Consider the following 23,755-nt stretch of genomic DNA (forward strand, 5'->3'; position numbering starts at 1 on the left):
TGGCTACTTTAAGTAGGGGCGCAATTTAGAAATTAATTCTAAATTAGCCTGAGTGAAATTTACAATTTAAATTAAGAGGATTCGCCTAAGTGAAGAAGGGTTATTAAGGAGTTTTCTCAATTATTTTTAAAATGAAGACATCGTTTTATCGAGGTTTACTATATGGAAGACCCAAAGGCCATGATGTTTATCTGGTGTTGGGTCCGAGTAAGGTTATTTTTTCTAAGGGATTGCATACTATTACGCAGAACCCAAAGCATCCATTGGATTGGAGGGTAATTTTCGAACATGTCCCATATTTGCTCCATGAGCTCGAACATTTTTTTTCCTCAAAAGAGGAATCGGAAATGTCCCCCAAAGTTTATTTGGATACCATTGGGAACCTGATCGAGTGGGAGGTGGAAGGAATACATTCTCCCGAGCTAGGTAAGTTATGTCTAGCCTATGGAAGAGCACCCCATTCCAAAGAGATAGAAGACAGTGAAGAGGGGGAATCGGCTTCTTTGGATAGTTCTCAAATAGAATTGAAGACCCAACTTAACAGGAAACTTGAGTTGGAAAGGATGGTGAATTGGATATCCACCCGGTTCCTAAATTCCCGGGATCAAGAAATAGAGGAGATTTTCAGAGAAGCTATTGGACTGATAGGCAAGTTACAAGGGGCAGACAGGGCCAATTTGTTTGTTTTAGGAGAAAATCAGGACAGGCTGGAGTGTGCCTTTGAGTGGGTGAACTCCTCTATTGAACAGGAAGGAAACCAGCCCTTAAAATACATCAGTATTAAAGAGACGGAGGGATTCATAAAAGAACTGCAAAAGAACGGGGTGTTGGTACTTTTCACTGGGGAAGGGGAGCAAGTAGTTCCCTATTTAAGCCCTTCGGTGATCAGGAAATTTAATATCGCCTCTTTGATTCTTGTGCCAATAACCGCAGATCAAAAGTTTTTAGGGGTATATGTGCTTAGCAGCAAGCAGCCTAATGATTTATGGAAAAGGCAGGAGTACAATAAATACGTGTTGCGTCAGCTTGGGGATGTATTTGGTGCAGCCATGCTCAATAGAGAATCTAAATCCAAGTTGTTTAGAAATGAGCGGCTGCTCAATTCCGCGGAATTGCTAGCGAAGTCAGGGTCATGGCGTTTTCAGCATGTCGAAAGGAAGATTTACCTTTCTGAGGGGCTGCGCAAAATTTTTGAACTTGAACCAGGAATGGATTCCATATATTTTAGGGATTTTTTGAAGTTGGTTATTCCCAAGGATCAAAAGAAGGTAGAGCGACAGATTCAAAAGGCAATCAAGAAAAAGCAAACCATGTCAGGTGAATTTACCCTGAAAAATTCCGATGGCCTAGAAAAATTCCTTTCCTACAGCATTCAGGTTAACCACCTAAGCCCAAAGAAGCAAATGGAGGTATTTGGTTATTGCAGGGATATTTCCGACAATAAAGCCATAGAAGAAAGCCTGATGTTGGAATCTCAAATCCTGGCTCAGGTAAATGAACCTATTTTTGTAACCAACCTGGATTTTCATATAATTTACATGAATGAGGCTGCTAAATTGGCTAGTGGTATAGAGGCTTCATTTAAGGGGAAGATTTCCTCCATCTTTTCGGTGGTTGGAGAAAAAGAAAAAACCATCATTGATTACGTACCAAAGTCCCAAGAAGAGGGTATATGGAAAGAAGAATTGAACCTGCAATGTTTGGGTTTTCCGCCAGGCCCCTATGAGGTTTCTATCAAGCCCATAAAAAATGTAGATGAGGAAATTTTGGGTTTTTCCTTCCTTCTTCGGGACCTTTCTCTGGTAAGGCAAAGGGAGGATATGGCAAAAAAAGCCAAGTTGATTGTTGAGAAAAGCCAGGCGGTACTTTTCACTATAGATCCATTGGACAACTACAGGTTAACCTATGTCACAGAAAATATTAGTCAGTATGGTTATGAGGCAAAATCCTTACTTTCAAAGGCTACCAGTTTTTTGGATCTCATCTACGCGGAGGATCTAGAGCAATACTTAAACGATTTTGCAAATTCAAAGCAATTTCCCGCCAACAGGGAGTACAGGATAAGGTTGAAGGATGGAGGATTTATCTGGGTAGAGGAAAAACTAAGTGAGCTTACCCTTGAAAACACAAAGGCCATTCGTTACGAGGGACTTTTTCAGGATATTTCGGAAAGAAAAAAGGACCGTCAGGAAATCGAAAAAATTAAAAACCGTTATAGAGTGCTGGCATCCAATATTCCCAAAACCAATGTGTTTTTGGTGGATCCAAATTTGACCTACCTAGTAGCAGAGGGCCCCGATTTTGCCTATTGGGGCTTGGATAAGGGTTATTTTGAAGGGAAAAACCTTCGCCAGGCACATACTACTAATTATCAGGAAATATATTCAGTGGTGGAGCGGGCACTTAAGGTGAAGAAGGCGGTTTCCAAGGAATTCCGATATCTCAACCGCATGTACGAACTTACTGCCAAACCCATTTTCAATGGAAAGGACTTAGAGTATATACTTGGAATTGTCAGAGATATCAATGAAGAGTTTACTGCTAAAAAGGAGCTTCAGAAAAGTGAAACCAAGTATAGAAACTTAGTGGAAGAAAGCACAGAGCTAATTTATTCCATCACCACGGGTTTGGAGTTGAGTTATGTTTCACCAAATATCAAACAGTTTTTGGGATATGAAACCTTTGAGTTCACCAGTGGAGGATTGATTGATTTTTTACATCCCGAAGATGCTAATGTTTTCCTTACGGAGGGAGAAGATCCCATGCTTTTCTTTTTAAAGAATCCAAATTTCGAATGCCGCATGCGGCACAGAAATGGCACTTACAAAGTTTTCAGCTCAAATGGAAAGGTGATAAAGGATGAGGCAGGACACATACGTTATTATACCGGAATAGCAAGGGATATTACCAGGCTAAAGGAAACTCAAAATGAACTTTTTATTGCAAAGGAGAAGGCAGAGAAGGCCCTTTTGGCAAAGTCACAGTTTCTCTCCATTATGAGTCACGAAATCCGGACCCCCATGAATGCGGTTATCGGTCTATCGCATTTGTTGTTGGAAGACGACCCTAGGGAAGATCAATTGGAGAACCTCCGTACCTTGCAGTTTTCTGCCGAAAACCTCCTTGGGTTGATCAATGACATCCTGGATTTCAATAAGATTGACTCGGGCAAGATTGAGATGGAAAAAGTCCCCTTTGACCCCAAAAACATTCTCAACCGTATCGTTCACTCCTATTCCTATCAGTTAAGGGAAAAACAACTTCAGATTGCTACCAAAATAGATTCTGAACTACCGGAGGCCATCGTGGGCGATCCTGTGCGGTTAGCGCAAATACTTAATAATTTGATTTCTAACGCAGTGAAATTCACCGATAAAGGTGGTATTACCGTTTCTCTAAGTCAGGTATTCCAAAGTGAAAGGAAGGTGAAAATCCATTTTGAAGTCGAAGATACTGGGATTGGAATTCCAGAGGATAAAACAGAATCCATATTTGAAGCTTTTACCCAGGCCAGTACAGACACTACCCGAAAATATGGGGGTACTGGACTGGGGCTGGCTATAGTGAAAAAGCTGATAAACTTGTTTGGTAGCTCCATAAATGTACAATCCAAACCTGAGCTAGGCACCGTATTTTGGTTTGATATCAGTTTTGACAAGCTTCCTTCCGATGAAGCTCAAAGCCAGGAAACCTTATTAGGCCAATCCAAGGAGTTGCAAAATATGAGCCTTCTGGTGGCGGAAGATAATGTGGTCAATCAAGTGCTATTGAAAAAATACCTTTCCAAATGGGGTGTGGGCAACCTGGAATTTGCTTCGGATGGAAGGATAGCACTAGAGCTTTACTACGGAAAATCTTTTGACATGGTGCTTTTGGACTTACAAATGCCCGACATGGACGGTTTTGAGGTAGCCAAGAAAATCAGGAGTATGGAAGAAAATGAAAAATCAAAGGTACCCATTATTGCACTTACAGCTGCTTCCTTTTCAGAGGTAAAAGGGCAATTGGAAGAAGCAGGTATGGATGATTTTGTTGCAAAACCCTTCGTGCCGGGCAACCTTTACGCAAAAATTATCAAGTATCTGTAAGGATACGTATTAAGTTTGCAATGATATTTTTGTGCTTTCTCAATGGCAAATAAAGTCTTACCCTTATTTTTGCCCTAAATTGATCCACCAAATATGGAGAGGCATATCACCCTTTTTCTTTTTTTCTTACTTCTAACCGACACGTTTGCCCAAAACGCGGTTTCGAGAAGGTCTACCTTTTACCTTTTTAACGGCCCCTCTGGAGCCAATGTGAGGGAATTCAATGCTATGCTGGAACAAAAGGGCCTTTCTTCAATGCGAAATGGATATACCTCCAATGGCATAGGTTACCAAGCACAGGTTAACGATTTTGACCTTGGGGTGGAACTGTATCACAACAACGGTCCCAGGTCTACCTTCAGGGAGTATGAAGTGGACTACAGGACTACTAGGTTGTTTCTCAATGTAGGTTATTCCATGATTGAGGAGGGTGGATTTAACCTTATGCACTATATGTCACTGGGCATGGGTTATATGAACTTCCAGATGCTGAAGGAAGCTGAATTTGGAAATATAGAAGAATTTTTGGCAAATCCCGAACAGGGATTTATTCTCCGAAAATACAATATCCACAGAGGAAGCCAGTATTTTGGTGGCTTCCTTACGGAGATTGGCTTTCAGCTAGGGTATGACATCAACATTCCGGGATTGGAAGAAGCCCTAGAATTGGTCACCAAGTTCGGATATGCATTCAGCCCATTCGAAAATGCGTGGAACTTGAATGGAATTAGTTTTGACAACATACAAAGTGGGGCCTTCGTCAGGTTTGGTGCAGGGATCACCCTCACGGATAAAAACATGTTTTACTCCGATGCCACCTTAGGGGTACATTTTATTTATGGGCAAAACTTTAACAGCCCGGAAGCCTTAAATCCTTTTTTGGAAAACCACGGTTACAGTCCCTTGCCTGACGTAAGGGGCAATTTTGGGTTGAAAATCATAGGAGAAAACCGTAGGGTAATGTATGGTATGGAAGTGATGAACTTAAGTACCTTTAACAGGGCAAATGAGGATTTTACCCAAACCCTAAACTCAGTAAGAGTATATGGCAATTTGGGTTTACAACTTTATAAGCGTAAAAACCTTGAACTGGGCCTACTGGGTGGATTGGGCTATGGAAATCTCAGGTACACCCTGGAAAAAGACGGCAAACCCGATTTTCCCCTGCTTTTTGAAGAACCAGACCACGACGGTACCTTGGTAAGTAGGGGCTTGATGATGAAGCCGGAGGTATTGATAGCTTATGCCATGCCACTATCCAGTTTCAAGATTTTTAACCTGGTTTATTCCATTCATGCCGGGTATGAGTTGCCAATAGGCAACTATCCTTTGGCCAACTTGAATATGGCCAGTTTTATGCGGGGCCCCTACTTGCAGTTTGGTTTGGGGTTCAGGCCTTAATTTTATAGTTTTGCCTACTCTGTGATTTAAATATTTAATGCCATGAAATCGAGCATGAGGAGAACCTCACACGTAGGGATGATTTTCAAAGCGAGATTCCCCCGAATCGAGTTAGGGGCAAGCTATCTGACCGTTGTAAAAAAAATTATAAACAGATGAAACCGCGTTCCCTGAATTCCGGCAAATATCAGGACGGGGCAGTCAGGGGCAGTTTATGGCGGCTAAAAGACAATTATAACCATATGGAAAGAGTGATTACCAATCCGGTATTTGATGACAAAGTTACTTTTTTGAAAACTTCCAAAGATACAGGTGGAGAGTATACATTATTGGAAATAGAGCTGAGCCCTGGCGGGGGAAATCCCCTCCATTATCATTTCGACTATGAAGAAAAATTTACTGCAAAAGAGGGACTGCTAACGGTAAAGCAGGCAAAAGGCCAGTCTCTCCCCTTAAAACCGGGAGAGAGTTACACCGTGAAACGAATGGAGGTGCATGGTTTTGCGAATGCCTCCACCGAGCACATCACCTTTGAAGTAAAGCTGACACCAGGACAGCCGGGCTTTGAGGATTCCCTAAGGATTATGTACGGCCTTGCCCACGATGGATTGATAAACAAAGATGGTGTCCCGAAGGACTTGGCCACTGCTTTTATACTTGGAGACATGGGTAAAATGAAAGTTACCGATTTCATGTATAAGCTGATTTCACCTCTGGGGAACTGGTTGGCGAAAAAGGCCATTAAAAAGGGCAAAAAGCAGGAACTTATCCATCGCTACTGCCGCTAGGCAGTTTTCTGATGGGTATTCACCACAGATGAACGTATGAGGCTTGCCCAAGAAGGAATTGAGGTGCTAAACTTTTAATTACCTCAATTCCTTAAATTTTTTGAGAGGAACAGCTATCTAAATTCCATTTAGGGTTTAATTTGTCCCTAATTGAAAGCCCAAAAAGCAACCTTAACCGAATCTACACCGCTCGATACGAATTTTCAAGCGATAAATGGTATGCCTGAGCTGGTCTTGTCTTTATAAATTTGATAACTTTCACCGAACAACTGGATCAAATATTTTTCCTCTTCTTTAATCCTTGCCCTAAAATAGTACCAACCTAATATACTGAACCCTAATAGAGAAAATGGGCTTCCAAGGAAAACAGGGGCTGAAAGGCTAAAAATATACCACCCTAAATAGGAGGGGTGTCTAAAAAATCCATATACACCAGATGTAATCAGTTGATGGTTGGGTTCCTTTTCTGTCCTTAGCTCATGAGTAAAAGACTTCCCCGCTTGGAGAATTGCTGTCCATCTTAGGCTCAGACCAATGCACATACCCACCAACCCCAGATAGGGAAGGGAAAATTTCTCACCTAGGATGAGAAACTCCATTAATAAAAAAATTTGAGCCATAATATAGGGAATTCCTATCAATAGAGACCTCACACTACTTTTTCCATGGATTATCCCAATTAAAAAGAATTCCATAAAATGGTAAATCAGGCAAATTAAGCCATAGACCAATAGTAAATTCATCAGGAACTTCTTAAGCTCTTAATATATTCATTTGACATTTCACTTTCCTGCTTGATCTTTTTCTTGCTGGCACTTACTATCTTTTCCAATAGACCAAGATTTAACTCTTTAAGTGTTATTAAACACCTATCATATGCTTGCAAGGATTCTTGGTACATATTTTCCGCTGTCCCTGTGAGGTAAAGTAGTTTATGAAGGTCGCTTAGGGAATAATCCTCAACCTGAAGTCCTATCTCTTTCAATTTTGGAACCATTTTACACCAACTGTAATTGGCAATATTCAACTCCGTATCCTGTTGAAAGCCAACTATTTCATTGGGAATATTATAGCCAATAATAAAATCTTTTAGGGCATTTTCCAACAATGAATAGGTCTTGTGATCCGAATGGGAAAGGTGATAGCAAATATCAAGGGGGGTAAAGAGTAGTGCATATTTGTGGGATAATAGAGAATAATAATCCTCTTTATTCCATTGGATTAAAGTTTCTTCATCGACTTTGCTCAATTCAAGTTCTTTGAAATGAAGTTCCCAGCGATAAAAGTAACTCTTCCAAAATTTGGAACTAGGTGGAAATATTTTGCTCAACAAAAATTGGGCATGTTGCAATAGGCAAAAAGAGGATGAGATGGATGGCCTTATTTTCTCCCCACTGATTTGGAGGTCAAGTACAGGGTCTAGTCCATAAACTCCCAAGGCACCCAAATAAACCGCTGCGCCGGCTATTTTCTTTGTCTCCAATTCTATAGAAGGAAATGGTTCTGATACCGCATGAAAAAATGGAAGAAACAGCTCCTTATGGTTATTTAAGTTCTTTTCATCAAAAATAATTTCATTTACCCGGGGAGGGAATGGTAAACCTTTCAAAAAACCTATGATAGTTGCTGAGGTTTCCTCCAGATTTTCCATGTCATTCTTAAAAAACTGTCTCAAAAGAGTTACCCGATCATGAAAGGAAAATTTTCATTTTATGACTTTTGAGACAGTTTGAATCAAACCATTAACATTTGCTGGATAAATTCTCCAGATGAAAATTTTTCACTTTTTCCAAATCGAATTTAGGAAGTTGTTGAACAAGATTTTTACCTAAATTTTTCATAATAAATAGAGAATAAGGGTTTTACAAATTTTCTTAAATCTATTCCATAAAATACTTATTTACAAGTACATGTTTTAATTTATTATTGAATCGCGAATTACAAAAAAAGAACCTTCAATAATTTCAATTGGAGGTTTTCTCTCCTATGGCCTAATTTGCCCCTCACCCCTAATGATCCATTTGTAGGACGTAAGCTCCTCCAAGGCCATAGGGCCGCGGGCATGAAGTTTTTGAGTGCTGATGCCAATTTCCGCCCCTAAACCAAACTGGGCCCCATCGGTAAATGCCGTAGAGCTGTTGGCATATACCGCAGCTGCATCCACAGCCTTTAGAAAGTGGTCAACAGCCTCCTCATCCTCTGCGATGATGGCTTCACTGTGTTTGGAGCTGTGGAGGGAAATATGGTCAATGGCCTGCTCTAGGCTTTCAACCGTTTTTATGGAAAGCTTTAAGGACAAAAATTCTATACCAAAATGTTCCTCCCTGGCTTTTTCCAACAAAGGGGCAGGATAGCTTTTTTCCAGTTCCCGGTAAGCAGGTTCGTCGGCATAAATCAGCACTGCTTTTTCGGCTAGTCCTTGGGCAATAGCAGGAAGATCACTAATTCTGCTTTTGTGGATGAGCAAACAGTCCAAGGCGTTACATACACTAACTCTTCTGGTTTTGGCATTTACGATAATCTCCTTTCCTTTATCAAGGTTGGCGGAGGCGTCAAAATAAGTATGTACAATGCCCGCTCCTGTCTCAATTACCGGAACCCTGCTGTTTTCCCTTACAAAATTGATCAGCCCCTGGCTTCCCCTGGGAATAATGATGTCGATGTACCCCACTGCTTGTAACATCTCCTTGGTGGCTTCCCTGTTAGCAGGCAAAAGGGTGACAATATCAGTACTGAGGTTAAATTTGCGCAGCACCCCATGAATCACGCGCAGAATTGCAGTATTGCTGGCATGAGCATCCGACCCCCCTTTTAGAACTAGGGCATTGCCTGTTTTCAGGCAAAGGCTGAACACGTCAAAGGTGACATTGGGCCTTGACTCATAAATTATTCCCACCACTCCCAAAGGCACCCTGACCTTTTTTAAAGCTAAACCATTCTCCAGGGTTTTTTCCATCATCACCTTGCCTAGCGGGCAGGGAAGTGCGGCAACATTGCGAATATCCTCAGCAATGGAAGTAATGCGCTCTTCGGTTAGTTTTAACCGGTCGTATTTTGGGTCTTGGGGATCCATCCTTTCCAAGTCTTCCGAGTTGGCTTTTAAGATGGATGCTGAATTGGCCACAGCCTCTTTGGCCAATTCCAGCAACACCTCGTTGATCTTTTCTTCTCTAAGAAGGGCCAGGCTTCTGCTAGCTTGGAGGGTTTGCTGGAAAGTGCCTTGCAAGGTATTTTCAGATGATAGTGTTTCAGACATGATCGTAAATGTAAAGATAATCGTAATGTACTACGGGTTTTTGGTGATTCTGACCTATTTTTTCTATGGCGGCCTTTGCCCCGTACTCGGCTTTGCCTAGTCCAATTTTATTCCCCTCCTCATCCAATATGCGGATCACGTCCCCTTTAAGAAACTCCCCACTTACCGCTACTACTCCGATGGGTAGTAGGCTGGTAATATGTGGGGATAGTAGGGCAGATTTTGCGCCCTTATTCACGATGATTTCCCCTTTGGAATAAGTTTCGCTATGGGCAATCCATTTCTTGTGATTGTGCCGGGATTTTCCGGCCTCGAAATAGGTACAGGTCAGGCTTCCTTCATAAAAATCCAGCAATACATTGGGTTTTTTTCCATTGGCAATAAACACCTCTATACCCAAATCCGCCGATTTCTTCGCCATACTCATTTTGGTGAGCATACCGCCCCTACCAAAGGAGGATTTGCTGGAGGAGATATACTGGCTCAAGTCGGGCATTTCTTTTCCGACATTCCTAATTAATGTGGAGCTGGGGTCGCTGGGGTGCCCCATATATATGCCATCCACGTTGGTAAGTAGGAGCAAGGTATGGGCATCTATCATCGCAGCCACTAGCCCTGCCAACTCATCGTTGTCCGTAAACATCAATTCGGTGATGGCTACCGCGTCGTTTTCGTTGATTACAGGGATAACCTCATTTTTCAATAGACCATCCAGGCAGTTTTTCATATTGAGGTAATGCCTGCGGTCCCTAAAGTCCTCCTTGGTTACCATGAGTTGGGCAATTTGGTGCCCTTTTTCCAGAAACATCTCTCTGTAATTTCGGATTAAGGATATCTGGCCTATTGCTGCCCAGACCTGCTTTTTGGTTACTGCGTCCCCTTTTTGCGGAATAGGAAGGCTCTTCCTTCCAAAGGCCACAGCACCTGAACTTACCAGCACCACCTGCATCCCATGATTTCTGAGAAACACTACCTGTTCTACCAAAGCGGCCATCTGTGCCATATCAGGACTTCCGTCTTCCTGTGTGAGCACATTGGACCCAATTTTCACCACTATTGTTTTTGTGTCAGGTTTCATTTTGTTACTTGCAGATGCCTGCAAAAATAGGAACCTTTCCTGAATTAGGCTATTCCTCCCAGCAAAACTCCACAAAAGGATCTCTTGAAATCCCTAGATTTTTTGTATAAAAGCCTTACTTTGGGAAGGTATTTGACCATCCTTTAAACCTAACCTTTGTGGGAGATTTAATTATACAATTTAGCGATTGGATTTGGGGTACACCACTACTTATATTATTGATGGGTGGTGGTTTTTTTATGCTTCTTTATACGGGGTTTATACCCTTTAGGGGCTTAAGACATGCCATGAAGGTTGTGGGAGGTAAGTATGACGACCCCAATGCCCAGGGCGACATCACCTCTTTACAAGCCTTATCCTCGGCCATTGCGGCCACTGTCGGTCTAGGAAATATCAGTGGGGTGGCCTTGGCCATAGGAATGGGCGGTCCTGGGGCCATTTTTTGGATGTGGGTTTCTGCTTTTGTGGGGATGGCCACCAAATTCGTTACCTGTACGTTGGCCATCATGTACAGAGGTAAGGATAGCTCAGGGCATGTGCAAGGCGGCCCCATGTATGTGATAGAGGAAGGAATGGGCAAAAAATGGAAGTTCCTGTCGGTGATTTTTTGTGTAGCGGGAATTATGGGTCTTTTGGCCATCTTTCAGGCCAACCAGCTTACCGAGGTCCTTAGGGTGGTCTTGCTGCAACCCATGGGCCTGGATTGGGGACAACCCACCAGGTGGATAATCGGTATAGTAATGATGCTGTTGGTGGCATTGGTAATTCTTGGAGGCATTCAGCGGATTGCTGCTGTGGCCTCCAGGTTGGTGCCATTTATGGTTACCATGTATTTTATCTGCGTGTTTATCATCTTATTCAAAAACCTGGCTGAGGTACCGGAAATGCTTAAATTCATCATTTACGATGCCTTCTCTGGTAACGCCGTCTTGGGAGGGGCAGTGGGGCAGGTGATAATCATAGGGGCGCGAAGAGCTGCTTTTTCCAATGAGGCAGGTATTGGCACAGCTCCAATGGTACATGGTGCATCCAAGACCAACGAACCGGTTAGAGAAGGTTTGATCGCCATGCTGGGGCCCTTTATTGACACTATAGTGGTGTGTACACTTACCGCTCTGGTGATCATGGTTACCGGAGTTTGGAAAACAGGTGAGATGGATGGGGTGTTACTGACCCTGTCTGCCTTTGAGCAGGGCTTGCCAGGTGTGGGGAAATACTGCTTGCTGTTTGCCGTATTGGTTTTTGCCCTATCCACCATGTTTACTTATTCCTACTATGGGCATAAGTGCTTCAATTACCTATTCGGTGCAGGCAAAGCTGATTATTATAATTATTTTTACCTGGTCACAATTGTAGCAGGTGCGGTTACTTCCCTCACGGTGGTAATGAGCTTTGTGGATGGGATGTATGCCATCATGGCCTTTCCCACCATGATTTCGGCACTTTACCTGGCGCCTAAAGTCAAAGCGGAGACCAAAGCCTATTTCACAAGAATGAAAAACCTGGATAAAGAATGAACTGGTTAATTTCACCCAATGCGTTTAAAGGCACTATTGAAGCGGATGAAGCGGCTGAGATCATAAAAAGGGCCATCCTGGAGGTAAATCCCAATGACCAGGTGCAGACTTGTCCCATCGCAGACGGTGGAGATGGTACTTGCTTTTTGTTAAGTGAAATCCTGGGCTTGGAGAAAATCCATGAGACAGCAGGGGATCCCCTGGGAAGTCCTAAAGAAGGTTTTTTTTCTTTAGAACCTTCCACCAAAACTGCATTTTTGGACGTGTCCACAGTATCGGGCATAAAATGGTTAAGGGAGGTGGAAAGGGACCCCTGGGTGTGCAGCACGTATGGTACCGGAGAACTTATTTTAGCGGCCTTGGAAAGGGGTGTAGAACAGGTGGTCATTGGTTTGGGGGGTAGTGCTACCGTGGATATGGGCCTGGGAATGCTCCAAGCATTGGGAATATCCTTTTTAAATGATAAAGGCAGGGAAATCCGGCCCTTTACCCCAGATATGATCTTAAAAATCAAGCATATCCAACTTTCCCCGAAATTACCGACTATAAAGTTTACCTTTCTATGCGACGTGAATAATTACTTTTTTGGGGAGAACGGTGCCATACCCGTTTTCGGCCCTCAGAAAGGATTGAAAGAGGAGGATAAGGAGAAATTTGAAAAGGCTTCTGCCGCCCTTTTTCAACTTTTACAAAAGAAGAGCCGGAAGCCATTAAGAGATCAGGCAGGATTTGGGGCTGCTGGAGGAATTGCCTTGGGGATAAGCGCTTTTTTTGAATCGGAACTTCTGCCGGGTGCCCCCTATTTCTTTCAAAAAGTAGGTATCCCGGAAAAGTTGAAATGGGCAGATGTGGTGCTGACAGGGGAGGGAAAATACGATATGCAATCTGCCCAAGGAAAAGGGAGTTATGAACTTATGAGGATGGCTAAGCAAGAAAAGACCCCCATTTGGCTGATCAGTGCCGGGGAAGAGGGAAAAAACGCAGGCTTTGACCGCTATATTCAGCTTCCTGATCTGGATTTTGCGATGGCCGGGTTTGAGTTAAGGGCAAAAGAAAACCTTTTTAACGTGGTAAAAGAGGCTGCCAGCAGCTGAAGACCAAAGGAGGGATCTTGCTATTTTTACTAAATCCAGTACCTACTTCTCCAAGCTTTATCGTGCCGATAATTACCTGGATTCGAGGAATTCGATACCCGGAAGTACCTTGTCTTGGTTGGATTTAGGGAGCTGTTAAAAAGGTGCTTATGGGCCGGCCTGCGGCCACCCACGCCTTAGGTTTTATGCCTATTTTAATCCACAAAGGTTTCTTTTAATACTCCTTTGCATTTTTCAATTTCTAGTTTCGTCAGATTCTCAAAAACTCGGATAATTCGGGCTTTGTCAACTGTCCGAATTTGGTCAATTGCAATCATACCTTTCTTCCCATTGTGTTTTACCGGAACCCTTGTCGGATATTTGTTTAAGTTCGTGGTCATTGGGGCAAGAACTACGGTGTTCAAGTACTTATTCATTTCATCAGGTGAAATTATTACACAAGGTCTTGTCTTCTTTATTTCACTCCCAACTGTCGGGTCGAGATTAACAAGTACGATTGAATACTGCTTTACTTCCATTCTTCGTGGTTTTCATCCCCAAACACATCGCTCATCAGTAATTTGTCGTCACCATTTTCGTTCATTTTTTTAAATTCCTTTTCCCAATTTTCTCGCGGTGATGCAATTGGTTTAAGAATAATGTGCCCTTTTTCGAGAATCAATTCCACTTTGTCTTTAATGCCGTATTTTTCCAAGATGGTCTTGCTCAATCGCAGGCCCTTTGAATTTCCGATTTTTATTATTGATGTTTCCATAATTTTTTAAACGTTATTACAAAGTAACTACATTTGATTGAACAATCAAAATCTGTTCTGAAAAAAAAATGCCGCCAGGTGACTACTTGGCGGCATATCATTGTAAGCTTTATTCCTTTATATCAAAGGTTCCTATTGATGCAGTTAAGCATATCGAAGGCCACTTCCAGCCTTTTGCTGAAGTTTTCTTCTCCTTTTCTTAGCCAAACCCTTGGGTCATAGAATTTTTTGTTGGGGTTATCTGCCCCATCCGGGTTTCCAAGTTGGGTTTGCAGGTAGCCTTCTTTCTCTTTATAGTACTTCTGGATGCCCTCCCAGAACGCCCATTGAAGGTCAGTGTCTATGTTCATTTTGATGCTGCCATAGCTGTTGGCTTCCCTGATTTCCTCTACGGTGGATCCGGATCCGCCATGAAACACAAAGTTCACAGGTTTGCCGGAGGTACCATATTTCTCATTAATGTAATCTTGGGACTTTTTGAGAATAATGGGCCTAAGGGAAACATTACCAGGTTTATACACGCCATGCACATTACCAAAGGCAGCGGCCACGGTAAACATATCACTTACCTGATTGAGCTCCTCGTACGCATAGGCCACTTCCTCGGGTTGGGTATAGAGTTTGGAGCTATCTATGTCGGTATTGTCCACACCGTCTTCTTCTCCTCCCGTTACTCCCAATTCAATCTCTATGGCCATTTCCAGTTTGTTGAACTCTTGGAAGTATTTTTTAGAAATCTCAATATTTTCCTCAAGGGGTTCTTCGGAAAGGTCCAGCATGTGGCTACTGAACAACGGCTTTTTGAAAGCATTGTAATACGCCTTTCCCTCTTCCAGCATGCCATCTATCCAAGGAAGAAGTTTTTTGGCAGCATGGTCCGTGTGTAGAATCACGGGGACGCCATAAGCCTCGGCCATTTTATGTACGTGCATGGCACCAGAGACGCCACCGGCAACGGCTGCTAGTTGGTTATCATTGGGAAGTCCCTTTCCGGCAAAAAATTGAGCACCCCCATTTGAGAACTGTACCATTACAGGTGAGTTGATCTTCTTAGCTGTTTCAAGCACTGCGTTCACGGTGTTGCTGCTGATGCAGTTTACCGCTGGCATGGCAAATTCACTTTCTTTGGCATAGGCCAAAAGGTCTTTCAGTTCCTCACCGTATTTGACTCCTGGTTTAAATTTCATAGGTGTTTGTTTAATGAAATATGTATTGGATTTTTGGCTTGATTTATGAAATAGCCAAATAATTATACACAAAGATATAAATCCCGTGGGTAAAATCCTTTTCTATCCCTTTTAAATTAGGGAAATACCTTAAAGTGTTGTGTATATTTGGATATGGAAAAGATCAGAATCATAGGGGTTCCGGAACATTATAACTATCCCTGGAGGAAATGGGTAGAGGCTCAGTCCTTTGTAGAGGATGAAATTATCCTGGATTGGAGGGATGAGCCCAAAGGGTCCGGTGCCATGAACCGGGCCATAAGAGAGGGTGAGGCGGATTTGGCCATCATCCTTACGGAAAGCTTTATTAAGGACAAAGTTGAAGGTAGCTCCGGTAAAATCATCGGTTTTCACGTACGATCGCCATTAATTTGGGGGATCCACGTGCCTGCCAACTCCTCCATAGAAGAGATCCACCAACTCAAGAACATCCCCTTTCTGGTGAGCCGGATGGGTTCAGGGTCGCATTTGATGGCATTTCTATTAGCGAAAAGGGAGGCCTGGCCGGGTGATTCCTTGGAATTTGAGGTAATAGGCGATCTGAAAGGGGCAATCCAGGCATTTAAAAAAGCCACCCCGAAGGCCTTTTTATGGGAAAAATACACCACCCAGCCGCTGGTGGATAAGGGTTTGTTCCGAAGAGTAGGGGAAATCCCCACTCCCTGGCCTTGCTTTGTCATGGTGGCGAGTGAACGTGCCCTTCACGAACACCCAGAGGTGCTCAGGAGGATAAGGGATGGGCTATATGCCTTCAACACTGCCCTTGGCAAAGAGGCTGCTTCCACCAAGGAGGCGATTCAGGAATTTTATGGCCTTAATGCTTCCGATGTAGCCGAATGGTTTTCGCAGACTACCTGGGCTGCTTCCTCTGTAGTAAACAAGAAAGACCTGGAAAAAACCATGGATGTATTGTCCGAGCTGAAATTGATAAAACAAAAAATTGCCCCTGAGGAGCTGGTGGATAGTAGGTTTGTGAAATGGGAGTAGATTGAGATGTGCAATTTAATAAATTCCGATTAATTCTTTGATGCTAAATACTTTATCAATGCTTTAAAAAGACAAATAACTTCCGTCAATAACCTCAAAATCATTTCTTTCGGGTTTCGTAAGTTCCTTGACTTCGGGAAATTTTTCCAAGGGGACAACAAAGGACCTTCCATTGTCCAAATCGATTTCCATTAGCAAATCTCCCTTAAATCGGACGTGAATTATCAGCGGTGATTTAACTATCGTACGGGGAAAATGATGCGTTGGTCGACTTATGTTGCCAAGCCTTTTTGAGCTTAAAGAATGGATTTGACCTTAAGTAGTGGACAATGCATCGTTAAAAAAAACCCTCCAAGTTTTGAAAACCTAGAGGGTTAATTCTTCCAAATTATTAGTGAAAATTAGTGCCTCCATGGCAAATGAAATTCGATGTCTGTAAATTTGTAACAGGACTAACAATGAATAAAATTTAATCTGTAAACTTTTTTCGGGACGAGTCAGTCAATTTAAATCACCCTACGTTCAACCACCCCCCAAACCCCCTCCTAAAACAGGAGGGGGAGTTAGAACAGTAGAAAAATGGGGTTTTAATTTTACCAATGGAGTTAGAAAAGACGATAAAGAAATTGATAGGGTAGCTCCCAAAATGACAATTTGTATAAATTAGGAGTATACCTCGTTTTTATTAAATTGGGATTAGATGCTATGCCCACGTATTCTATGCCCACCAGGGCCATTTCACCTTCAGTACTCAAAATGGACTTAGTTGAAACTATGGCTTCTTCACTGGAGCTAAGTTTGATTAAGGGCAGGGTAGGGGTAAAGGATTTGGTTTTTGAGGCTGGGTTTTCGAGAGGAAAAAATCTTTGGGTTTAAATTGAGTAAAGCTATAGTATTTAAATAATTTTTTTAATATAGAGTATAATAATTTTATTTTATTATGCCATTATTTTTTTTGTTCATAATTCATTATTATAATTGTGTTTTAGTAATAAAAAAAATAATTAAAATGAAACATTACCAAACATTACCAAACATTACCAAACATTTTCATTAATTGCAATAATGATTTTTGGATGCGAAATAAATGATATTTCAGACGAAAATCTGGAAAAAATTAATTACGCAGAATCTCAACCTCCACAACTCGATGATAACGGAAGGATTAAATTTGCAAATTTGGAGAGCTTTAATGAATTTTTTGAGGAAAATATTTATGAAGATCCTGAAGAATTAAGCTTTTTTGGTAGCTGGCTGCGGTAATTGGTGGAACTGTTAATCAACAAACCCTAGTAGACTGTGACCCTGATAACGATTTTACCGATGATTTACGGGATATTCTGGCAGATGAAAATTTTTATTGCAAACCAAAATGGAAAGCAGCCAAGCGTGTAAAAATAAAGAAAAGTGAATCTTGTCATTTTGTAAAAAGAGGAGGACATGAAGGTGAAATTAGAATATATATTAATAAAGAGGGTGTATAAAATTATTATTATCGTACTTATATCCTTGCCAGTTTGGACAGGTACAGGATTTTCCCAGCACAGGTTAAGTGTGAGTTTTGACGTTATATCCAGGAATGAAATTAGGGATTTTCAAGATCCCCAAGGGTATCTAGTAGGTGGGTATATGCCAAGATTTGCTTTGGGAGGTACTCTTCGTTATAAGTTTGCGCCTGCTTTTAGCGTGGAGGCGGGTATCTATGAAACCCAGTTTAATCGTAATGTTACAGGGTATTATAATGAAGAAGGATATCAACCAATTGCCAATAGTTGGTTTGAGGGTACGGATTACAGAACCTTACAAATTCCGTTACGGGTAATTTACGATGTCCCATTGCCGGTTAGCTTTATAGAAATTGGAGTGGTAGGAGGTTTAAATGTGTATGATTTAAATGCAAATATGAATATTGTTCGACAAAATCAATCAGTAAGTTTTATCCCCATGAATCCAAGGTCCCCCGAAGAATTTACCGGTACAATGGATACCTACCCAGTCCGAAAGAACTCTGTTGCATTTGAAGGGGGGATTGAGGCAAGGGTTCCTTTGTTTTGGAGGTTGGAGTTATTGTACAGGCTTAGCAGATTATGGGGCACCAGTACCATGGTAAGGTTGGAAGGGAATTATGGACCTATGTCAAACCCAGACCAATATTCCTTTGAGGCTTCATCCATGGGTAGCGCTGTACACCATACCTTTTCTCTAAGGTATAAATTTGGTGAAAAATGGTTTGAGGATTGATAAATTGCCATGGATAACGCCTAAATAAAAAACCCCTCAGGTTTTGGAAACCTGGAGGGTTAATTCTTCCAAATTATTAGTGAAAATTAGTGCATCCGTGGCAAAAAAAACCTACATGATCCTCAAATCCTCCTGAGCAGTCTCCATCACTTCGTTAAACACCCGCATAAAGTTGCCACTCCAGATTTTGGAGATGTCCTCTTCGGAATATCCTCGCTTTACCAGTTCGTACGTGATGTTCTGAATCTCACTGATATCGTAGCAGTCCCTAAGGCCACCGCCACCGTCTAAATCCATACCTATGCCCACGTATTCTATGCCCACCAGGTCCACGATATGGTCAATATGGTCAACATAATCGGCTACGGAAGCCATATCCTCCTTATATTTCTCCCTTAGAGCCCTCATCTCCTCACGGTACTTATCCCTATCCTCAGGGCTCATTTCCTGAAAATCCCCATAGGTTTCCCTTAGCAATTCCATTTCCCTTTCCCGCTCTGTATTGGGTTCTGGGGTCTTTACGTAAGCACTAAGGGCATTTACCTGTACCACTCCACCCTTTTCCGCCAATTTCTTGATCATATCGTCAGTAAGGTTTCGGGGATGGTCACATATTGCGCGGGCAGAGGAATGGGTGGCCACTATGGGTTGTGTGCTTAATTCCAATACGTCATAAAAGGCGTCATCGGAGATATGGGACACATCTATCATCATCCCCAGGCGGTTCATCTCCGTCACCACTTCTTTTCCAAACGCGCTTAAGCCCCCATGTTCCGGCCCATCGGGATCCGTGGAGGAATCACAGATTTCGTTGTTCCTGCTATGGCTAAGTGTGATGTACCTGGCTCCCAAGTCATAGTATTTTTTCACCTTACTGATGTCCGTGCCAAGGGCATATCCATTTTCAAGGCCTATATAAATGGCAATTTTCCCTTCCTCAGCACTGGACTCCAAGTCACTTGGATTGGTGGCCAAGGCCAGGTTATTGGGGTTTTCGGAGATGGTACTGTGGATAATGTCAAAGTATTCCGTCATTTTCTCATCTGCCAATACATGGGAGGCACTGTCCCGGGGGCCTTGACCCAGATAGGCAATGAAAAAGATACCGTTTAATTCTCCCTTTCGCATCCTCGGAATATCTACTTGGGTACCGGTTTTCCATGCGTCGTGTTCCTCCCGGATATCGAAGCCAGGTCTGGCCAATACCAGAGGGGTATCCGCATGGGTATCCAAGGTAAGTACATTGGCATGAATCCTTTCCACTTTGGATTCAAGGTCTTCTTCTGTGGTACAAGCGCCTGCTAAGATCAAAACGATCCCAAGCAAGACGGTCAAGAGAGAAGGATAGGGGATGGGATTTTTAAAAGAGGGAAACCTGTTTTTCCCAAATTGAGTGTGGTTGTACATGGTCGTGAGTGATTTTTTTGTCAAAATTAAATAAAAGAAGTTTAAATCTTAACCCTTATTCATAGATTTCTAAGATTTATTTGGCTTGAGGGTGTTCCCATTAAGAAAAGGATATAATTTTTGGTTGGGTTTTTTAAAGCGTCCTATTGAATTCTTCATGAAAATGCCACAAAAATGGCTTTAAAATCAATCAATTTTAACCTATGACGGAATCACTCTGCATTTAACACTCCCTATGCTAAAAATTTTTGAGTGGAAGTTTATGAAATTTTGGAGGGTTTTCCTTCCTCCTGAAATCAAAACATCCTTTAAATCGAAGCATTTTCCTACATCTCCTAAAGGAGGAATATATAATGTTAGGAAATAATTCCCCATCTTCAAGGTAAATCTAAACACCCATGAAGCATCCACTCATTATTATTTCCTTTCTGCTGTATTTTTCTTGCTCACCACAAGAAATACCATTGGACATTCTCCTCACAGATGCCTGGGTGTTTACGGGTCAAGACGAATCCCCTCAAAAGTTGGATGTGGGGATTCTGGGGGATAAAATTGAGTTTATTGGTAAGGCTTCTGACGCCAACCTCATCCCAAAAGAGATTTTTTCGGCAAAGGACCATTATTTAGCCCCGGGTTTTATAGACCCTCATACGCATTTGGAGGGGGACCTGTCTGATCCGGAGGGTAGAGCAAACTTATCGGCCCTTATGCAGGGAGTGACTACCATCATTGGTGGTAACGACGGGGGAAGCCCACTTCCTGTGGGGCGGAAACTTGATGAATGGGAAAGAAACGGGTTGGGAACCAACGTGGCAATGTTTGTCGGGCATGGTACCATTAGACGTGTGGTAATGGGGTCCTCTTCGGCTGTACCCACCCCACAAGAGCTTGAGGAGATGGAGACCTTGGTGAAGCGTTCCATGGAAGAGGGGGCTTTTGGGTTGTCCACAGGACTTTTTTATGCACCTGGAAATTTCGCCGAGTTGGACGAAATTTTGGCATTGGCGAAGGTAGCTCATTCTTATGGAGGAATCTACGACACGCATATGAGGGATGAAAGCTCTTATTCGGTAGGCCTATTGGCCGCGGTGGAAGAGGCTATTGAGGTAGGAAGGGGCACGGGAATCCCTGTCCATATATCCCATATCAAAGCATTGGGGGCGGATGTTTGGGGGCAGAGTGAGGAGGTGGTGAAAATGATAGAACAAGCTAGAAACAAAGGAATTATTGTCACTGCAAATCAGTACCCCTATTTTGCCTCCAAAACTGGATTTCAGCCTACAGTAATTCCAAGGTGGGCCGAGGAGGGAGGGCATGAAGCCCTTATGCAACGATTGCATAGGCAGGAATCCAGGGAAAGAATCCTGGCAGAAATAAAGGATAACATCCGTAAAAGGGGAGGTGCCCAGGCTCTGGTGTTTTCTGAAACCAGCAATCCCGAGTTGGAGGGAATAAGCCTTAAGGAGGCTGCGCAAAATTTGCGTCTATCTGAACCAGAAGCTGTGGTACACTTGGTAAGTAATGAAAGAGGCCTTGGGGTGATCTCCTATAATATGGTGGAGGAGGACCTGAGGCGTTTCATGACCCAGCCATGGGTGGTCACTGGCTCAGATGCATCTTCGGGTCATCCCAGAAAGTTTGGTTCCTTTGCCAGAAAAATAGGCCATTATTCCTTGGAAAAGGAATGGATGGATTTGTCCACTGCCATTTACCAATCCAGTGCCCAAACCGCTGCGATTTTTGGAATCGAAAAAAGGGGGCAGATCAAAGAAGGGTATTTCGCTGATTTGGTCATTTTTGATCCCAACACCTTTAGAGATAAGGCCACCTTCGAATCCCCCTATGAATTGGCCACAGGTGTTACAAACGTGTTTGTCAACGGAGAATGGGTGGTCAAGGAAGGAGTATTTACCAGTACTTTCGCAGGAAGGACCTTAAGGAAAGTCCAGTGATATTACTATCTTTAGGCCATGTACCATCCACCAAAAGGCAAACCCATCAAAAGGCACCCGGCCTTGCAGTCTTGGAGCAGGGAACACCATAATGGGTTATTGCTATGTTTTAAAGTCCGGCAAGGTATCAAAAAAGGAATTGTGGAAGATCGCATTCATAAGTATTGCCAATGGTTTTGGGAGGAAGAGTTGAAAAATCATTTTGCCTCGGAGGAGCAGGTACTTTTTCCAATTTTGGGAAAAAACCACCCCATGGTGCAACAGGCTCTTAATCAGCATAAGCAATTAAGGGAATTGTTTGAAAGAGCTGTAGCTTCAAAGGGTATATTGGCGCAATTAGCGGATGAGTTGGATGCGCATATCAGGTTTGAGGAAAGAGTATTGTTTCAAGAAATACAGTCCAAAGCCAAGGAGGAGGAACTGAAACTGCTTTGCCAGGTTGAGGAAAGTCCATTTTGTGAATCATGGGAGGATAGGTTTTGGGAGAAATGACAGTACAAAATTTTTTGGATACGTTGATTTTCCTAAACTGTAACCAGAGAAGCCGGGTTTTCTTCTTTTTTTCTTACTCCTTTTTCCACACCCGAACATTCCAAAATTGAATTTTTCTCCAATAGGAAGTACCTCTGGGTTTTATATTTTGATAAGGATAAATCCGGTTTCGGGAGAGGTTATTGAACAAAACTGCCAACACAAACAGGATGACCACTCCAGTCATTACAGGATTGACCACATAATAATACCCCATGGATTTTATTTCGCTGGATCCAATGTTGGCAATTAAAGCAATTGCTCCACCGGGTGGATGAAGGGTTTTGGTGTATTGCATGGCTAGAATCGCCGAGGCCACCGCAACTGCAGGTGAAAGCCAAGGGTAAGCTTCCACAAAAAGTAATTGATAAACCGTCACACCTACAATTGCAGAAATGATACTTCCAAAAATAAGATTACGGGGTTGCGCCAAGGGGCTGTTGGTTGCCCCAAACAGCAAAACGGAGGTGGCTCCAAAAGCTCCAATCAAGAAAAGGATATCATCGTCACTACCACGAAAATATAATTCTTGTAGCAAACCAATGGTGGATATACCCAGAAGGGACCCAAAAAAGCCCCACATGTTATCTGTGGGGTTATGGCTGGTTTCTCTATATACAATATACCGTGCTTTCCGAAAGCCTCTCTTCAGTTTTTTTGCCATTATTTAAATGCTGCCCAGGTCAGAGCTTGCTTCAAAAGGCGCTGGAAAGGATCCAAGGAATAGACCTGTGGCCCATGGCCAGGCTGTATATAAATGCTTCGAGTAGTTGGGGTGGGTTCCTGTGCCCAGGAGATATAAGGCATGCTTTCGGGGTGATCGGTCTTAAGCAAAGGACTAACCTTATTTGAGATTTCCACGTTTCCGTAGATTTCATCAAAGAGTTCAAAATCGGTAATGCCATTTAATACTGGATGGGAACCGTCCACCACCTCCGCATTAAAATGGACATCATGGGTGTAATTGGAAGCTTTTTCACCTCCCTCGTGGTACCTTCCCCCCACGATTTCCTGAAAGTAGTCCCAATCCTGATAGGATACTAGGGCATGGTGCAAAAAAACAAGGCCAATACCTGATTCCACCAACTTTTTAAAGCCTTCTTTTTGTTCAGGGTTTATGTCCTGCACCATGTCGTAAAATAGAATAACATCGTAAGGTTTTGCTTTGTCACCTTTAAAATAGTCATTGGCCTGCGGGTGTTTTACTTCCGTAAAAACCAAACCTTCCATTCCCTCCAGCATATCGAAAAAGGGATTTCTCTCGAAGTCATGCCCCCCGGTAATCAATAGTACTTGGATATCGTCGCCCTGGGCATACATGGTAAACCCCCATACCCCAATGCTGAACAGTAGAAGTAACTTTTTCATCTGTGTATAATTTCTTTTCAGCGGTCAGATGGAATGCCCAGAATAATCATCCCCCTGTGTGAGAATT

At 42.6% G+C, this 23,755-nt stretch carries 22 protein-coding genes; 11 read left to right on the top strand and 11 right to left on the bottom strand.

The annotated features are described in order from the left end of the window. Positions 1 to 131: 131 nt before the first annotated feature. The 3 genes from DB520_RS16560 to DB520_RS16570 all read left to right on the top strand — a co-directional run bounded on the left by DB520_RS16560 (position 132) and on the right by DB520_RS16570 (position 6,277). Positions 132 to 4,088, top strand: a complete 3,957-nt coding sequence (locus DB520_RS16560) for a PAS domain S-box protein (protein WP_114750831.1) — start codon at positions 132 to 134, stop codon at positions 4,086 to 4,088. A 93-nt stretch (positions 4,089 to 4,181) separates the two neighbouring features. Then, positions 4,182 to 5,489: a hypothetical protein gene (locus DB520_RS16565; RefSeq protein WP_114750832.1), complete on the top strand. Its 1,308-nt coding sequence runs from the start codon at positions 4,182 to 4,184 to the stop codon at positions 5,487 to 5,489. A gap of 155 nt (positions 5,490 to 5,644) precedes the next feature. Beyond that, complete coding sequence (locus tag DB520_RS16570; RefSeq protein WP_114750833.1) at positions 5,645 to 6,277, top strand: cupin domain-containing protein; 633 nt, start codon at positions 5,645 to 5,647, stop codon at positions 6,275 to 6,277. 203 nt (positions 6,278 to 6,480) lie between these two features. On the opposite strand, the gene DB520_RS16575 is transcribed toward DB520_RS16570, so the two are convergent. From DB520_RS16575 to proB, 4 genes are all read right to left on the bottom strand, one after another. Next, positions 6,481 to 7,020, bottom strand: a complete 540-nt coding sequence (locus DB520_RS16575; RefSeq protein WP_114750834.1) for a methyltransferase family protein — start codon at positions 7,018 to 7,020, stop codon at positions 6,481 to 6,483. Beyond that, positions 7,020 to 7,952 (bottom strand): hypothetical protein, encoded by a 933-nt coding sequence (locus DB520_RS16580; protein ID WP_232835024.1) that lies wholly within the window; start codon positions 7,950 to 7,952, stop codon positions 7,020 to 7,022. Before DB520_RS16580 ends, DB520_RS16575 begins: the two co-directional genes overlap by 1 nt. A 309-nt stretch (positions 7,953 to 8,261) precedes the next feature. After that, the gene (locus tag DB520_RS16585) at positions 8,262 to 9,533 is read right to left on the bottom strand and encodes a glutamate-5-semialdehyde dehydrogenase (protein ID WP_114750836.1); all 1,272 of its coding nucleotides are present in this window, start codon (positions 9,531 to 9,533) and stop codon (positions 8,262 to 8,264) included. Further along, complete coding sequence (gene proB, locus DB520_RS16590; RefSeq protein WP_114750907.1) at positions 9,526 to 10,611, bottom strand: glutamate 5-kinase; 1,086 nt, start codon at positions 10,609 to 10,611, stop codon at positions 9,526 to 9,528. The genes DB520_RS16585 and proB overlap by 8 nt, the downstream gene beginning before the upstream one ends. A gap of 158 nt (positions 10,612 to 10,769) precedes the next feature. Here proB and DB520_RS16595 point away from each other — a divergent pair, with 158 nt between their 5' ends. Together DB520_RS16595 and DB520_RS16600 are read left to right on the top strand one after the other, a co-directional pair. Next, the gene (locus tag DB520_RS16595) at positions 10,770 to 12,128 is read left to right on the top strand and encodes an alanine/glycine:cation symporter family protein (RefSeq protein ID WP_114750837.1); all 1,359 of its coding nucleotides are present in this window, start codon (positions 10,770 to 10,772) and stop codon (positions 12,126 to 12,128) included. After that, a complete protein-coding gene (locus tag DB520_RS16600; RefSeq protein ID WP_114750838.1) occupies positions 12,125 to 13,222 on the top strand; it encodes a glycerate kinase family protein in 1,098 nt (365 codons plus the stop codon). Before DB520_RS16595 ends, DB520_RS16600 begins: the two co-directional genes overlap by 4 nt. A 194-nt stretch (positions 13,223 to 13,416) precedes the next feature. Here the strand turns inward: DB520_RS16600 and DB520_RS16605 are convergent, their stop codons facing one another. The 3 genes from DB520_RS16605 to fbaA all read right to left on the bottom strand — a co-directional run bounded on the left by DB520_RS16605 (position 13,417) and on the right by fbaA (position 15,163). Further along, the gene (locus DB520_RS16605; protein ID WP_114750839.1) at positions 13,417 to 13,740 is read right to left on the bottom strand and encodes a type II toxin-antitoxin system PemK/MazF family toxin; all 324 of its coding nucleotides are present in this window, start codon (positions 13,738 to 13,740) and stop codon (positions 13,417 to 13,419) included. Beyond that, positions 13,731 to 13,976 (bottom strand): AbrB/MazE/SpoVT family DNA-binding domain-containing protein, encoded by a 246-nt coding sequence (locus DB520_RS16610; protein ID WP_114750840.1) that lies wholly within the window; start codon positions 13,974 to 13,976, stop codon positions 13,731 to 13,733. Before DB520_RS16610 ends, DB520_RS16605 begins: the two co-directional genes overlap by 10 nt. A 122-nt stretch (positions 13,977 to 14,098) precedes the next feature. Further along, positions 14,099 to 15,163, bottom strand: a complete 1,065-nt coding sequence (fbaA, locus tag DB520_RS16615) for a class II fructose-bisphosphate aldolase (protein WP_114750841.1) — start codon at positions 15,161 to 15,163, stop codon at positions 14,099 to 14,101. A gap of 153 nt (positions 15,164 to 15,316) precedes the next feature. Between fbaA and DB520_RS16620 the strand changes: the two genes are divergently transcribed. After that, positions 15,317 to 16,189: a type 2 periplasmic-binding domain-containing protein gene (locus DB520_RS16620; RefSeq protein WP_114750908.1), complete on the top strand. Its 873-nt coding sequence runs from the start codon at positions 15,317 to 15,319 to the stop codon at positions 16,187 to 16,189. A 63-nt stretch (positions 16,190 to 16,252) separates the two neighbouring features. On the opposite strand, the gene DB520_RS27685 is transcribed toward DB520_RS16620, so the two are convergent. Next, positions 16,253 to 16,498 carry a DUF2442 domain-containing protein gene (locus tag DB520_RS27685; protein WP_394340942.1) on the bottom strand — a complete coding sequence of 82 codons (246 nt, stop codon included), beginning with the start codon at positions 16,496 to 16,498 and terminating at the stop codon, positions 16,253 to 16,255. 396 nt (positions 16,499 to 16,894) lie between these two features. On the opposite strand from DB520_RS27685, the gene DB520_RS26735 reads away from it, so the two are divergent. The 3 genes from DB520_RS26735 (at position 16,895) to DB520_RS27750 (ending at position 18,430) form a co-directional block, all read left to right on the top strand. Then, positions 16,895 to 17,065 carry a hypothetical protein gene (locus tag DB520_RS26735; protein WP_157972126.1) on the top strand — a complete coding sequence of 57 codons (171 nt, stop codon included), beginning with the start codon at positions 16,895 to 16,897 and terminating at the stop codon, positions 17,063 to 17,065. A gap of 189 nt (positions 17,066 to 17,254) precedes the next feature. Then, positions 17,255 to 17,452, top strand: coding sequence for a hypothetical protein (locus DB520_RS16630; RefSeq protein WP_114750843.1), 198 nt, complete (start codon positions 17,255 to 17,257; stop codon positions 17,450 to 17,452). A 177-nt stretch (positions 17,453 to 17,629) separates the two neighbouring features. Then, the gene (locus tag DB520_RS27750) at positions 17,630 to 18,430 is read left to right on the top strand and encodes an outer membrane beta-barrel protein (protein WP_114750844.1); all 801 of its coding nucleotides are present in this window, start codon (positions 17,630 to 17,632) and stop codon (positions 18,428 to 18,430) included. 111 nt (positions 18,431 to 18,541) lie between these two features. Here DB520_RS27750 and DB520_RS16640 read toward each other — a convergent pair whose 3' ends face one another. After that, positions 18,542 to 19,837 (bottom strand): dipeptidase, encoded by a 1,296-nt coding sequence (locus tag DB520_RS16640; protein ID WP_114750845.1) that lies wholly within the window; start codon positions 19,835 to 19,837, stop codon positions 18,542 to 18,544. 398 nt (positions 19,838 to 20,235) lie between these two features. Between DB520_RS16640 and DB520_RS16645 the strand changes: the two genes are divergently transcribed. Then, positions 20,236 to 21,789: an N-acyl-D-amino-acid deacylase family protein gene (locus DB520_RS16645; RefSeq protein WP_114750846.1), complete on the top strand. Its 1,554-nt coding sequence runs from the start codon at positions 20,236 to 20,238 to the stop codon at positions 21,787 to 21,789. An 18-nt stretch (positions 21,790 to 21,807) separates the two neighbouring features. Then, complete coding sequence (locus DB520_RS16650) at positions 21,808 to 22,281, top strand: hemerythrin domain-containing protein (RefSeq protein WP_114750847.1); 474 nt, start codon at positions 21,808 to 21,810, stop codon at positions 22,279 to 22,281. 73 nt (positions 22,282 to 22,354) lie between these two features. Here DB520_RS16650 and DB520_RS16655 read toward each other — a convergent pair whose 3' ends face one another. Beyond that, on the bottom strand, positions 22,355 to 22,984 hold the full coding sequence (locus tag DB520_RS16655) for an HPP family protein (RefSeq protein ID WP_114750848.1): 630 nt from the start codon (positions 22,982 to 22,984) through the stop codon (positions 22,355 to 22,357). Beyond that, on the bottom strand, positions 22,984 to 23,688 hold the full coding sequence (locus tag DB520_RS16660) for a ThuA domain-containing protein (protein WP_114750849.1): 705 nt from the start codon (positions 23,686 to 23,688) through the stop codon (positions 22,984 to 22,986). Before DB520_RS16660 ends, DB520_RS16655 begins: the two co-directional genes overlap by 1 nt. Between the last annotated feature and the right edge of the window lie 67 nt (positions 23,689 to 23,755).

The organism is Pleomorphovibrio marinus (assembly GCF_003347495.1).
In the GTDB taxonomy this organism is placed as follows: Bacteria; Bacteroidota; Bacteroidia; order Cytophagales; family Cyclobacteriaceae; genus Pleomorphovibrio; species Pleomorphovibrio marinus.